Origin of the sequence: Klebsiella sp. R445 (genome assembly GCF_051131755.1) — a bacterium.
In the GTDB taxonomy this organism is placed as follows: Bacteria; Pseudomonadota; Gammaproteobacteria; order Enterobacterales; family Enterobacteriaceae; genus Klebsiella; species Klebsiella lignicola.
The window spans coordinates 2,566,223-2,579,164 of the sequence record NZ_CP180446.1 but is presented as its reverse complement, the minus strand read 5'-3'; the positions used below and the strand labels follow the sequence as shown (position 1 = coordinate 2,579,164).

At 49.3% G+C, this 12,942-nt stretch carries 11 protein-coding genes; 6 read left to right on the top strand and 5 right to left on the bottom strand.

The features are described 5' to 3' along the window. Positions 1–33: 33 nt before the first annotated feature. Genes ACMYSN_RS12035 through ACMYSN_RS12020 form a run of 4 tightly spaced genes read left to right on the top strand, consistent with a single transcriptional unit; the run spans position 34 to position 6,444 of the window. The gene (locus ACMYSN_RS12035) at positions 34–3,699 is read left to right on the top strand and encodes an ATP-binding protein (protein WP_462498125.1); all 3,666 of its coding nucleotides are present in this window, start codon (positions 34–36) and stop codon (positions 3,697–3,699) included. Further along, entirely contained in the window at positions 3,699–4,322 is a 624-nt protein-coding gene (locus ACMYSN_RS12030; RefSeq protein WP_462498124.1) for a condensin complex protein MksE, read from the top strand. The genes ACMYSN_RS12035 and ACMYSN_RS12030 overlap by 1 nt, the downstream gene beginning before the upstream one ends. Beyond that, the gene (locus ACMYSN_RS12025; RefSeq protein WP_462498123.1) at positions 4,322–5,557 is read left to right on the top strand and encodes a hypothetical protein; all 1,236 of its coding nucleotides are present in this window, start codon (positions 4,322–4,324) and stop codon (positions 5,555–5,557) included. The genes ACMYSN_RS12030 and ACMYSN_RS12025 overlap by 1 nt, the downstream gene beginning before the upstream one ends. Next, positions 5,557–6,444 carry a DUF7281 domain-containing protein gene (locus ACMYSN_RS12020; protein ID WP_462498122.1) on the top strand — a complete coding sequence of 296 codons (888 nt, stop codon included), beginning with the start codon at positions 5,557–5,559 and terminating at the stop codon, positions 6,442–6,444. Before ACMYSN_RS12025 ends, ACMYSN_RS12020 begins: the two co-directional genes overlap by 1 nt. 142 nt (positions 6,445–6,586) lie before the next feature. On the opposite strand, the gene ACMYSN_RS12015 is transcribed toward ACMYSN_RS12020, so the two are convergent. Beyond that, entirely contained in the window at positions 6,587–7,456 is an 870-nt protein-coding gene (locus ACMYSN_RS12015) for an HNH endonuclease (protein ID WP_462498121.1), read from the bottom strand. A gap of 179 nt (positions 7,457–7,635) precedes the next feature. Here ACMYSN_RS12015 and ACMYSN_RS12010 point away from each other — a divergent pair, with 179 nt between their 5' ends. Further along, positions 7,636–8,286 carry an HNH endonuclease gene (locus ACMYSN_RS12010; protein WP_462498120.1) on the top strand — a complete coding sequence of 217 codons (651 nt, stop codon included), beginning with the start codon at positions 7,636–7,638 and terminating at the stop codon, positions 8,284–8,286. A gap of 20 nt (positions 8,287–8,306) precedes the next feature. Here ACMYSN_RS12010 and symE read toward each other — a convergent pair whose 3' ends face one another. Together symE and ACMYSN_RS12000 are read right to left on the bottom strand one after the other, a co-directional pair. Further along, positions 8,307–8,639 (bottom strand): SymE family type I addiction module toxin, encoded by a 333-nt coding sequence (gene symE / locus ACMYSN_RS12005; RefSeq protein WP_462498119.1) that lies wholly within the window; start codon positions 8,637–8,639, stop codon positions 8,307–8,309. A 287-nt stretch (positions 8,640–8,926) separates the two neighbouring features. After that, positions 8,927–9,085: a YqaE/Pmp3 family membrane protein gene (locus tag ACMYSN_RS12000; protein WP_015585265.1), complete on the bottom strand. Its 159-nt coding sequence runs from the start codon at positions 9,083–9,085 to the stop codon at positions 8,927–8,929. Positions 9,086–9,365: 280 nt separating this feature from the next. On the opposite strand from ACMYSN_RS12000, the gene pspE reads away from it, so the two are divergent. Then, positions 9,366–9,704 carry a rhodanese-like domain-containing protein gene (pspE, locus tag ACMYSN_RS11995; protein ID WP_462498250.1) on the top strand — a complete coding sequence of 113 codons (339 nt, stop codon included), beginning with the start codon at positions 9,366–9,368 and terminating at the stop codon, positions 9,702–9,704. A 134-nt stretch (positions 9,705–9,838) separates the two neighbouring features. Here pspE and ACMYSN_RS11990 read toward each other — a convergent pair whose 3' ends face one another. Together ACMYSN_RS11990 and uxaC are read right to left on the bottom strand one after the other, a co-directional pair. Next, on the bottom strand, positions 9,839–11,383 hold the full coding sequence (locus tag ACMYSN_RS11990; protein WP_462498118.1) for an MFS transporter: 1,545 nt from the start codon (positions 11,381–11,383) through the stop codon (positions 9,839–9,841). A gap of 22 nt (positions 11,384–11,405) precedes the next feature. Further along, positions 11,406–12,812 carry a glucuronate isomerase gene (uxaC, locus tag ACMYSN_RS11985; protein WP_462498117.1) on the bottom strand — a complete coding sequence of 469 codons (1,407 nt, stop codon included), beginning with the start codon at positions 12,810–12,812 and terminating at the stop codon, positions 11,406–11,408. Between the last annotated feature and the right edge of the window lie 130 nt (positions 12,813–12,942).

Below are 12,942 nucleotides of genomic sequence, written 5' to 3'. Positions count from 1 at the left end.
CTCCAGAGGTTATTTTATGTTCAGGGAGGTATTATGCCACAACTGCTTCGTATCATTCTTATACACACGCACTTGCCTGGCGTTGTTGAAATTCAACTGGACCAACATACTAACATTTGTGGAACCAATGCTTCTGGGAAAACAACTCTACAACGTCTTATCCCAGTCTTCTACGGTGAACAGCCTAATAAAGTCGTACCAAGAACGCGGAAAAAGTTCGACGAGTTTTATCTCCCCTGCAGTAATAGCTATATCATTTATGAATACCAGCGGGAAACAGGTGACAATTGTCTGGTTGTTTTGACGGGTAAAGGTGAGGGGGGCGTAGAATATCGTTTTGTTAGCACACCTTATCATCCAGACTTTTTCCTTCGTTATACCGAAGATGGCGCGAAAGGGATGAGTTATAACGAATGGTCTGCCCAGATGCGCAGCCGGGATGACGTCTCAGTTTCAGCCAAAATAGGTTCAACGACGGAGTACCGTAGCATCATTCAGAATGATGTCGTGTCATTACGCGGTAATTCGACGGAGGCAATGAGACTACGCCGCTTGGCAGCATCGTTTAGTCTTGTGAGTGGTAACCACAAGCTCAGACATATTGAGAAATTAGTGAGCGCGGTTCATGCCGGTGAAGGCAAGATGGAAACGCTCAAAACCATGTTGGCGGCGATTTTTGCCGATGATGGCGTGACGCTCCCGCAAACGAAAGTAAAAAGCAGCTTTGCGCGGGAATGGATCCAAAAAATGCGCCAGTCGCTGCGCTACGAGAAATTACAGCAGGAGTTTGAGATCATTCAGCGCTTGGGGCAGAAGCTGGATGATACAGAAGAACAACTAGCCACGCTCCACCCCTTGTTAACAAACGATGAACAAATTCAGAAGCAGAAACGCGCGGACGCAGAGCAGTTGCTTCACCAGCGCCGAGGGGAGCTCGTTCAATTAGAGGATAACTTTAATCAACAGCGTAATGTACTGAACGATCGGTTAAGCGAAACGCAAAGCGACCTAAAAACGGTTCAGGCATGGCTGCATTATATCCAGAATCAATACGACGGTTATGAACGTAAAGAGATACGCCTGTTACAGACGCACATGGAAGCGTTGCCTCAATGGCGCGAGGCGCTTTCAGTACAAAGTGAACAATTCCTGCTTATGCGGGAGCAGGTCGGTGAACTTTCCCGAGAATTTGAACAGCACAAAGCAAAACTAAAAGACAGTGCTTACAGCCAGGAACGGTTGACCCAACAAAAAATTCAGGACTGCCAGCGGGAAAAAGAGGCGGTCAGAAGTAAATCGGACAGTCAGAAAGAGTTGCTTTGGAAGCTCTTTGAAGAGCGAAAACAACAGCAGGAAAATCTCTACAGTGAACAGCTTGACAAGATTTCCGGCGATCGAATGATTGTTACCATTGAGCTTAAACATTCCCAGTTAACCGCTCAAGAGCATGAAGAGCGCCTGTTTGCTGAGCTGCGCATTGAGCAAGCTCAGGAGCGATTATCGCAACTAGCTGAGCAGCGACAAAATGCACTGACAACGTTGTCTGAGGCCCGTATAAAGCAAGATAGTGCAGAGCAACAGCTGCACGATGCCCGTGCTAGCCTGCATCAGGCTGAAGAACAACTGCAGAGACTGCATCGTCAGTTGGATCCTGAACAGGGGACGTTACGCTATTTCCTGCGTTTACATTATGGGGACTGGGAGCAGAATCTGGGCAAGGTTCTGAATGAAAATCTGCTGGAACGTAAAGATTTGCTACCAGAAACTGGCGAGTTGTCGGAATCGCTGTATGGCCTGCAACTGGATTTAAGCGTGTTAGATATGCAGGAATTTGCGCAAGATGAGGCTTCAATTCGACACAGTCTGGATAAAGCAGAGCAAATCAGAGCCCGTGCTGAAGAAGCGAAGAAAACGGCAGAAACCATTTTTCAGGATTACCATCATAACGTTAACCATCTGAAATCAAAAGCGGAAGAATGTGAAAGGCAACATCAGCGTCAAAACCAGGAAGTTGGCTATTCTCGCGATGCCCGAACGCGTTTAATTGCAAAGAATGATGTGCTGGAGGAACAACGCCGGCATGAAAAACGTGCCCGTTTAAGTGCATTAGAAAAAGCACATGCAGAATTAACGCGGCAGAAAGAACAAGATATTCGTGCGCTGACGGAAGAGCATAATACGCAAACCTTGCAATTAAGCATTGACCTGCAAAGTGCGCAGCAGCTTATTGACGAGAAGATTGAAGGATTGTCGCACCAGATAATTAAAATTAACGCTGACATGGAAGAGCAGATTAGGATCTTCCAGCAGGTTATGGACGATAATCTAGCGAAGAAGGGGATCGATCCCCGCGAAGTCAAAGTACTACGGCAGCGCATTGAAACGCTAAAAAAAGAGATTCAGGAAGTGGAGTCTCGCCGGGATGAGTTAACCGAATGGCTGCATTTTATCAACGTTGACTACGGGACGTTGCGCCAGGAACAACTGAATAAAGAAAGCGCGCTCTCTCAGCTGAATCGTGAACTGTTGCAGAAAAAACAGCAATTACAGGCAGAGTATCAGAATAAAAAAGACAGGCTTAATAATGAGAAAAAAGAGTATGAGATGCAGATACGACAGGCCAGTGAGTTTGTCGGTCAGTTAAAAGTATTACTGGACCGATTATCATCTCTGCCTTTGGCTGAAATTATTCCGACTCATCTTGACGCAACTGCTGATATTAATGAGCGGATGTCGCGTACCGGCGATATGCTGGAACAACACGCCAGCGTGGCCCGTACGCTAGAGAGCAAACTCAACGAATTTAAATCTCGCTTTAATCAGGACGCAGACCCTACTTTCCTTGAGTTAATGGATTCGGAGATAGATAAATTACCCGATCCGTCACGAACCCGCCAACAATTGCCAATACTCGAAAAACTCCTGCAACTGCTTAAAGATAAACAGCAGCAATTGCTGGAGATGGGGGAAAATATTGGTGGCGATCTGAAAAAATTCTTTGATGTTTTCAGCGATATCAATCGCCGGATTTCACATCAAAGTCGGCGCTTGAGCGATGCGGTTACCGACGATTTGCAACTGGAGGGCATCAATAAATCAGAAGTTCGCATTTTATCGACTATCGACCAGTTACGATTCTGGAAACCATTAAAACGCTTTGCTAAAAACTATAGTGACTGGCGCTCATCTGGTCAGCAGCTCCCTCCTGAAAGCTATTTAAATGCCCTTATGGATGTGGTTGAATTGCTGCATGCCGATGAACGTTTTACTATGGAGTCGTTATTAAATCTCGAGCTTCACCTTAATGAAGGTGGGGAAGATATTGTTATCAAAAACGATCGCCAACTTATGGAAGCGTCAAGCCACGGCATGGCCTATCTGATCTTATGCAAATATCTCCTGGCATTTACGCGTTTGTTAAGAGGCAAATCAGACGCCGTTATTCACTGGCCTATTGATGAAATCGGCACGCTGGCCTACCACAATGTGGAGAAATTATTTGTAGCTTGTGGCCATAATAATATTGTGATAGTCGGCGCTTTTCCAAACGCCGAATCGGACGTGTTAATGCTGTTTAAGCATCGTTATTTGCTTGATGCCGATCAGCTTGAGCCCACTCAGCGCAGGTTGAAAAGAATCCAGCCGAAAGTGAGCCGCCTTGCTGCCCGACTGGCGCAGATACAACAGGAGGCTATCTAATGCTGGAACATGGACTTTTAATTAAAAGGCTGCTGACCGGGGAATTTATTTGCCGTATCAACGACCTGGATGCTTATCGTCATTTACATGATGAGAATACCCGGCAGGCGATTAATAACTATTTGCGACCTCTTAACTACAGAATTGTCAGTAATGAAACACAAACGGTCTATTATACGGGCTTTTATGAGATGAATCGCGATGCCCGCAGCCAGTTGATGAATCAGTTTAAGGACATCATTTCTTCTCTGCTGCCTCTGCTTGAGTGGTTGCAACTCATACAGGAGACGCAAGGGGGGGAGAGTACGCTGACCGCCGGCGACTATATCAGATTGTCGGAAATTATGACGCGTGTAGAGGATAATCAAAGCCTGCAACAACGTCTGCATCAGCTTTCCAGCGATCGTTTTTTCAATTGTAAGAGTGATTCCATCGATCTTCAGCTCAAACAAATTTTCCGGCGTTTGAAAGAGCATGGCTATGTCAGGCAACCCAACGCCGAGCAGCAGATATTTATTGCCACAGGAAAAATTGATTATTTGATAGACGCGATCCGCTTTATTCGTGATGAAGAACATTTGCCGGTTGAAGACACGCCGCCCGTTCAACAGGAGCTTCTGTAATGGCGCAGGAGACTTCTCCGTTATCTGCTCTGTTTAAAAATGGTGCCGAACGGCTGGCATTATTGGGAAAACATCAACATGCCTTAATGAATGGTTACATCGATGGTTTTATTGATGAAACCGCTTTTAGCGACCAGACATTAAAAAAGCTAATTGCTGCGCGTATTGTATGGCGTCCTGATGAGCAACAGCCTCTGATGTTACGCCCGCTGGTGAGCGAACTCATCGCCAGCATGGTTGCTGATGAGAGCCGACGGCAGATTAATGCGGATGTAGCAGAAAAGCTGGAACAAATCCGCATTAAGGTACAGTCCTGGCGTGATGCTTATTATAAAGGTGATTACAGCATTGCAGAACGCCAAATGCAGAGATTGACTGAGCTCGTTCACGATCTTAGTGGGCAATTTGAGGAGGCTATCGACAGCCTCTGGCATCGTCTGAATAACAATTTTGGCTTCGTCAGCACGCTGAATGAAAAAATAAATGAGAATAAGAGGGCACAAAACCAGGTTCGTCGGTTGCTGGATGGACTGGATTTGATTGTTTTCCATGAATTGATTGAGTTTGCTGAAAATAATAGCTCTCTGCGTAAAATATTGGTGAGTCAGCTACAGTTGCGTGTCAGTCTTCACCATAGTTCATTACTGGCCGTTCAGCAGCGTTTGGTAGACCTGATGGCTAAATTTCGCCAACAACAGTCACGTACATTGTTAGTGGCAAATATGGCTGCGTTTCTGCATCAACATCCACAATATCAACCCGCCAGCTACCCTGAGCGCCGGGAAGTGCCGGATGTATTCAATATTGCGGCTCCGCTTATACTTCATGCATCAATTTCGCTCGACAGAACCGTGGATCGACAGGTGATGGCGGAGATATTGCTTTCTTTGCCTCGGGCATCGGTCATGCCTCCTCCTGTGCCAAAAAGTGCGGGCTCAGTAATACCTCCCATTGATGAGGAGATCGCTGCCCGTCAGGTTGCGCTTAAAATGGATGTTGAGGATTTTTATGTTTTCGCTGCCGGACAATCCGGGCCGGTGAGCGCACTATATTATCTGACGGAGAGTCATCTGAACTGGGACCACGAGATATGGCTCTATCAAGTCATCACGGAATTTCAATCATTACCGTTAGCGGATAAACCGCGTTTCTGGCAGCGTTGTGATGAGCGTCAGGCCAGTCCGGTAAATGATCTACGTATTATATCGGATGTGATTATTGGTGTGAGGGGATAATGACTGAAACAGGACCGTTGCCGTATAACGCACTCGTTTGGCTGAAAAAACTTGATCATCGCCTGAAAGCAAAAAATGACGAGAAGAAAAAAACCGATGGTAAAACCGTGATGCAGGTTTTGCATTGGTGTTCAGCGCTGGATTTGATCCCGGCTAATAGTTTGTCGCTGCCTGAGTTCCATTTTACAACGACGTTACTGGATAAGATTTCAAATACTCAACAACGTCTTCGGCAGGCGGACTTTCGTGACGATCTTAGCTTAAAGAGCCGCATTGAGAGCGCAAAGTTAAGCGATCAGGAGATTAAAACTGCGGGAGTTCGACCTCAGCAGCATCGGGTACTGCTTTATCTTAATCAGCCCTTAGTCAACGAGTCAGGGATGATGATTGAGGTTGTCGATACGGATTGGCGTAATATTATTCTGACGCAGTTTGATGTTCTTATCGTTGTAGAGAATCAGGATTGTTTCTACCATCTGGATCTTTTTAACTATTCCCGGTGCGATTTTCGTTCGCCTCTGATTGTTTACCGTGGTGACCTGAAATATAGCAAGGGAGCTGTTGCTTTGAAGCACTGCTGGTTGAAAACAGGTAAGGTTGCGATCTATTTTGGCGATTTTGACCCAAAGGGAGTCAGCATTGGGATGAATGAAGGCTATCACTTTATGTTATTACCTTCGCCAGATACTGTGATAAAAAAATCATCTCCAATGATGTTTCCTGATGTGCAGTTAAAGTTCTTGCCAGAATTATTAAGAAGTGAGACCCATTCCCATTTTCGTGACTATCTGTTGGTTTTTGAAAAACATAAGGCGCTGAGGCAGCAGAAAATGCAGGGGGATGTGCTGCATTCAGTTCCTTTATTTAGGAAGGATAGCCCATTGTAATTCATGAGTTTGTTACCTGAATATATTATTCACTATTTTGTGGCTGACGGAATTGTAGTATCAGTAGTAGGGCATAAAAATTCATATGACAAAATATAAAACCCTATATCAACACCACTTCTCTGGCTTTTCCCCACCTGAATTAGCCCCTAAACACCTCTTTCCTGTGCCATTCCACAAAACCCTCTTTCGGGTAATTGTCTCTCCCTTGCGGTAAGCCGATCGGTTTTCCGTCAAAGTCCCAGAACAGTCTTCCGACGATGCCGCTGCCGTTAACGGCTGGGGAAATCTGGACCCGCATATGCTCATCCAGGCTAATTGACCCTTTATCAAACGCCTTATGGTGAATGGCGCATAGCGCCAGGCCGTTGGGGGTTTCACAGGGGCCGCCATGCTGCTTCCATTTGATATGGGCCGCTTCCAGCGCAATAGAAGTATTATCGTGGCGCATATTGAAGCCACAGATGGCGCATTCGTAGTTATAGGCCCGAAGGACCTGCTGGCGGAACTGCGGATCGCGTTCCCTACGGATTTGCTGGAGACTAAAACCCATCTCGTCGGCGATCTCTTCCTGAATACTCTCTGGGAAATGGGCGTCGAGGATCTGATGTGCCAGGGTGTTAATCAGCTTGTTGTTCGCGGCGAGTAGCGAGTAATGCTCTTCGTCAAAACCTCCCGCCACGTGGCAGGATTCCAGCTCTTTAGGCGGTGGCTGGTCGCTTCCTGTTGTCGAGCACAGCTCGGCGTTGTGAAGTTCCCAGAAGCCGTCGCCTTTTAAACGCCAGAAAGGCATATCCGGGCGGTATTGCGCACGCTGCGGGCCAAAGCGTTCTAGCAGACTACGCAGTTGATCGCGAATCTCAGATGTGTAATCAAACATCCGCGGGTGTCCACGCTGATATTGAGACAGCACGTGGAGTAACAACAGCGGCTTATGCGGTGCACGCTGCTCGCCTTTACGCCAGATTGTGATATTGGCAATCGCGTGTTGTAGGGGTTTACTGGAAGGCATCGCGTCAGATCGTGAGCTAAATAATTGCGATGATGCTCGCAAAACACCGCCTGTTCAAGCTTCTAAGCCCTGAGACTTAACGTCGGTCTCGTCTGATTCATAATTTGAATGCATGTATTGGAAAGTAACTTGCGGCTTTACGTATAATAAAGCCTCTTTCGACAACATTAATTCACTCTATGAAAACGCTGCCTGACCATCTTCCACGCAAATGTATCATCGAAGCCATCCACGCTTACGATGCCGGTATCGCGCATCAATTCAAGCCGGCGCGGTTGTATGAAGTGGAATTTGAAGGGCGTCGCTATCCCTCAAAAGCCATCGTGGGCATCGCCGCGACTCTGATGACGGGCGTGGAATTTACGCCGGCGGACTTTAGTGGTGGGGTTAAATCGAAGTGCGTCAGACTGCTGACCGAACAAGGGTTTCGGATCATTCATGGTCCTGAAGAAAATGACCCGGCTGAGGAATATGTCTTCCCGGACGAATGGCTCTCGACGGCTGATTTTGTCGAAGGGGCAGCTATTCAGGTCCTGGTTAACCGCTACGAAAGGGATCGTCGCGCCCGGGAGGCCGCAATTCGCTATCATGGTTGCGCGTGCAAAGTGTGCGGCCTTGATATGGAAAAACAATACGGAAATATTGGCAAAGGCTTTATTCACGTTCACCACTTGGTACCGCTGTCGGCGATCAAACAGGATTACCAGCTGAACCCTAACACCGATCTTATTCCGGTATGCCCTAATTGCCACGCGATGCTGCACCGAACTCATCCGCCGTTAACACCGCAAGCATTACAACGCCTGCTGCAAGAAAATAAACGCTCCTGACCCATCAGGAGCAATGCTGATTACGCCCGCACGCCTTTCCCCTCTATCACCCCAATAAACTCCTGAACCTGCTTTTGCTTTCTTGCCGACAGCTTCTCAACCCGGCGCATCGCCGCTTCCAGTTCCGGCTCGGGCTCAATTGCCGTCAGCACAATGCAGCCGTCCATCACTCGCACATCCACTTTAGTGCCTGTCGTAAACCCGGCGGCCTCCAGCCACTTGCCGCTCATGGTCAATGCTGCAAGACGGCTGTGGTCGGTAAAACGACGCACATAACCCACGGTTAACTGGCGCTTATTTTTGGGCAATACTTCTGGTTCACCCGAATCTGAAATACAATCCACATCAGTCATAATGGCTATTCTCTATAAATAGTGATTGTGATGAGCGATATGGACGTGCAGTAACACGTTCATATCGCGACCAAATAACACCTGTGAATTTATCCAGTAATAAAAATAAAATCCAGCTGAAAACAAAACATAATAAGAACTTTCTGGCTTGTTTTCAGAATTAAATAAAAAATGATAATGCGACTGGATATATTTTGAAGAATAAATGAAGTGAATATAAACCGCGGGCAGGCCCGGTATCACTGAACAAGTAAAAACGGCGCTGCTGCGCCGTACAGGAACGTGGATTAATCGCGCGTTTGTACCCAGAAAGCATGAATCAGGCCGGGGATGTAGCCCAGCAGGGTCAGCACAATATTCAGAATAAATGCCCAGCCAAAGCCTTTCCCTAGCAGCACGCCGAGCGGCGGCAGAATAATCGTTAATACAATTCTCCAGAACCCCATATCTACTCCCTGGAAATAAAATCAATGAATTACAACGTGACGTTATCTTTAAGCATAGCCATTTTATCCCCGGCTTCCACTCCCCCTGCTTTTTTTACTCGCTTTTACACATGCATATAATCCATGAATGAATTATGGCTATTTCGTCGGAAATGCAACCCGTGCGAGGTATCCTGAACAGTTTCTCGTCATTTTCCAGATGAGGTCAAAGAACTGCAGGAATAGTTTCACCTACTATGGCTGCCGATGTCAGGAAAAACAAAAAAGGAGAACTACCGTGATGTTTACTCTGGGTCAGATAGTCAAAAAAACGATCGTAACGGGTGCTCTGCTCATGGCCTCCACATCATTGTGGGCCGCTGAACACTGGATTGATGTCCGCACCTCCGACCAGTATCAGGAAACGCATGTGGAAGGGGCGACAAACATTCCCCTGAAGCAGCTGGAAGCACGCATTAGCGAAGTCACCAAAGATAAAGACGACACGCTGCATCTGTACTGCAATACCGGCAACCAGTCCGGTAAAGCGGAAAAAATGCTGCAGGAGATGGGGTATAAACACGCCATCAATGAAGGCGGTCTGAAAGACGTCGAAAAAACGCAGAAGATGGTGCAGTAGCTCGCGTTTCCCCAAGTGGGCTTACGCCCAGGGGCAGTAAAAAGCCGGTGCTCGCGAGAGGGTGATACACCGGCTTTTGCTTGTGGTACTGAGCCGTGCGGCAGCAGGCGTGATGCTGCTGCCGACGGCGTTTGTCAGTTCAGAACGGTGGTGGGTTCTCCTGCCTTTACCCGCTCCGGCGGCGTGTCGCACCACAGCGTGTCATAGCGGTAACCCGTCAGGTCTTCAACCACATGGCGTGCTTCAGGCGTCACTTCCTGCTTCAGACCGTTGGCCTTCAGGCGCTCAATCTCATCGACAAAAATCTTGTGCGTGCGCTTGTTCAGATGGAAGGTCAGCGCCTGCCACAACGCAATCAGCAGCAGCACGGCGGTTCCGGCAAACAGCAGCGTGGCGATGGTGTTGATGGCTTCCTGCGGCTGCGTCAGGCTGCCTTTCACGAAGCCGCCGCTTTGCAACAGCAGGCCCACGGCAAAGGTGGCGATGGCGACCGTCGTTTTCCGCGAGAAAGTCATCACGGCGGCAAACAGCCCTTCACGACGCTGGCGGGTGATCATCTCGTCAATATCGGGAATAAACGGGAAGACATTCCACGGTGTAAATTCCAGCACGCAGCGGCCAACCTGGTACACGCCGGCGAGGATCACCAGCAGCATGACTTTGTTGTCGGTCGGGAACTGATACACCAGGAAAAAGCCGCCGAGGCACAGCAACATCAGGCTGTAGGCGAAAACATACAGCCGGGAAGGGCCATACTTAATGATTGCCACGCCCGCCGCCAGGGTCACCGGTAGCCCGACAATACTCATCGACAGCAGTGAACCCGCCAGCGAAGAGGAGACCTGCAGGCAGTAAACGCAGAAGAAGACGAACACGGTGTTGTAGACATCTTTCGCCGTGAAGGAGAACAGATAGATCGCCAGGTGCTTACGGAATGCACGAACTTTCAGGGTCGAGGCATACTCCTTGAACAGGTTGCCAAAGGCAGCCAGTTTTTCGGCACCGCTCTTCGGCGTCTGCTCTTTCTCCAGCTCCGCCAGCATCTCCGGCGTCAGTTCGCGTTCCCAGGTCACTTTCCACGAAATAAACACGCAGATCATAAACATCACGGCAAACACCACGCCGTTGATCAGATACGCATCGGCGTTGTTTTCCCCCAGCGCGGCAATCAGCAGGCCTGGAATAAAGGTCGCCAGAAAGGTCCCGGAGGCCGACAGGAACATGCGGCAGGTGGACAGCTTGGTCCGGCCATTAAAATCTTTGGTCATCTCTGAAGGCAGCGTCTCCCATGGGATCAGCACCATGGCGGCGATGATCTCAAAGGCCAGATACACCGCGAGATAGAACCAGTAGTTCATGCCGTCCAGCCACAGCAGGGTGTAAACCAGCATCAGCGGGGCGCCGATCAGCAGGAAGAAGCGGCGACGGCCGAATTTCTTACCGAGGTAGTTTTTATAAAAGTGGTCCGTGAAGCTGCCCATAAACAGGCTAACGACCGCATCGACGATCCGCGCGATGGCCACAATCGACGCCGCTTCAATCGGCGACAGGCCGACAAACGTGGTGTAGAAGAACAGCAGCCAGGCGCCGATAACGGTAAATGCGCCGCCGCCCATGATGTCCGTCAGGCCGTAGCCGATACTGACGGGGATGGTTACCTTTCTGTTTTTACGGGTCATGCTTTATCCCTGTCTCTGGCTATCAAAAACGAAAATAACGGCGGGCGTTGTCCACGCAAATTCCGCGGATCATGGCATCGAGGATGTCGCGATCGTCCGGGACTTCGCCGCGTTCGACCCAGCCGCCCACCAGGTCGCAGAGGATCCGGCGGAAATAGTCATGGCGGGTATAGGAGACAAAGCTGCGGGAGTCGGTGAGCATGCCGATAAAGTTGGCCAGCAAGCCCTGATCGGCCAGCGCGTTCAGCTGGTTAACCATGCCGCGTCGCGTATCGTTAAACCACCACCCGGAGCCGAACTGCAGCGGCGATTTCATGCCGTCTTCACCGCTCTGGAAGTTGGCGATGGTAGAGGCCACCACGTCGTTGTCGCGGGCGTTGAGGTTATAAACAATGGTTTTAGGCAGGCCGTTATTTTCCACCATGGCGTTGAGCAACGCGTTGAGGCTCTGGGCCAGGTGGGTCTGATCGCCAATGGAATCAAAGCCACAGTTGATGCCGACCTGATTGAACATCGGCAGGTTGTTGTTACGAATGGCACCAAAGTGGATCTGCATGGCCCAGTCGCGCTGCTTGTACATTTTGGCCAGTGCGACAAATATCATGCTGTCCCAGGCCTGGCATTCGTCTTCCGTCAGCACATTGCCTGCCAGCCGACGCTGAAACAGCGCGGCCTGACCGGCGGCATCGAGCGGGCGGAAACGGATCTCCAGCGGCCCGTGATCCGACACGCGACAGCCGGTGTCGTGGAAAAAGCTCACCCGCGCCTCGAGGGCGGCGAGGAAGGTCTCCAGCGAGGTGATGGTCTGCTGTGTTTTCTGCGCCAGCTGCGAGACAAACGTCAGGAAGCGGTCGGGATGGGCGTCGAACAGTTCATCCGGGCGGAAGGTGGGCAGAACCCGGGTGGCGAAATCGGTTTTTGTCGCCAGCAGCTGGTGCCAGGTCAGGTCGTCGAGCGGGCCATCGGTGGTGCACAGCGCTTCGACGTTGGAGCGGCAGATCAGCGCCTGCGGTAAAAAATCGTTCTGACGCAACTGCGCATTACAGCGCGCCATAATATCGCGCCAGTTTTTGCTGTTGAGGGTGTCGTCGATGCCAAAATAGTGTTTCAGCTCAAGGTGGGTCCAGTGATACAGCGGATTACCAAAACTGGATTCGACGGTTTGCGCCCAGGCGGCAAATTTTTCCTCCGCGCTGGCATTACCGGTAATTTTCTGTTCGGGTATTCCATTGGCCCGCATCGCCCGCCATTTATAATGATCGCCTTCCAGCCACAGCTGGGTGATATCGCGAAACGGTTTATTTTCCCAAATCGCTTTGGCGTCAAGATGACAGTGGTAATCAATAATCGGCAATGCTTTTGCTACGTCAGAATATAACCGCTGTCCTGGCTCGTTGTTTATCATAAAATGATTATTTATCAGCGACATACCTACTCCATGAACGGTGCTTCTTGCGCTAAGGTTTTCCGCGACTAAGCGGGGTTCTGTGCATTTCGGAGATTCAATGAGCACGAGGTTAACCCCTCTTTTTATTTATAGTCTACTACCATACAAGATG

What these genes read in the sequence shown, in the direction of transcription:
- ACMYSN_RS12035 (WP_462498125.1), top strand. Translation starts at nt 34, where the DNA reads ATGCCACAACTGCTTCGTATCATTCTTATACACACGCACTTGCCTGGC.
- ACMYSN_RS12030 (WP_462498124.1), top strand. Translation starts at nt 3,699, where the DNA reads ATGCTGGAACATGGACTTTTAATTAAAAGGCTGCTGACCGGGGAATTT.
- ACMYSN_RS12025 (WP_462498123.1), top strand. Translation starts at nt 4,322, where the DNA reads ATGGCGCAGGAGACTTCTCCGTTATCTGCTCTGTTTAAAAATGGTGCC.
- ACMYSN_RS12020 (WP_462498122.1), top strand. Translation starts at nt 5,557, where the DNA reads ATGACTGAAACAGGACCGTTGCCGTATAACGCACTCGTTTGGCTGAAA.
- ACMYSN_RS12015 (WP_462498121.1), bottom strand. Translation starts at nt 7,456, where the DNA reads ATGCCTTCCAGTAAACCCCTACAACACGCGATTGCCAATATCACAATC.
- ACMYSN_RS12010 (WP_462498120.1), top strand. Translation starts at nt 7,636, where the DNA reads ATGAAAACGCTGCCTGACCATCTTCCACGCAAATGTATCATCGAAGCC.
- symE (WP_462498119.1), bottom strand. Translation starts at nt 8,639, where the DNA reads ATGACTGATGTGGATTGTATTTCAGATTCGGGTGAACCAGAAGTATTG.
- ACMYSN_RS12000 (WP_015585265.1), bottom strand. Translation starts at nt 9,085, where the DNA reads ATGGGGTTCTGGAGAATTGTATTAACGATTATTCTGCCGCCGCTCGGC.
- pspE (WP_462498250.1), top strand. Translation starts at nt 9,366, where the DNA reads ATGTTTACTCTGGGTCAGATAGTCAAAAAAACGATCGTAACGGGTGCT.
- ACMYSN_RS11990 (WP_462498118.1), bottom strand. Translation starts at nt 11,383, where the DNA reads ATGACCCGTAAAAACAGAAAGGTAACCATCCCCGTCAGTATCGGCTAC.
- uxaC (WP_462498117.1), bottom strand. Translation starts at nt 12,812, where the DNA reads ATGTCGCTGATAAATAATCATTTTATGATAAACAACGAGCCAGGACAG.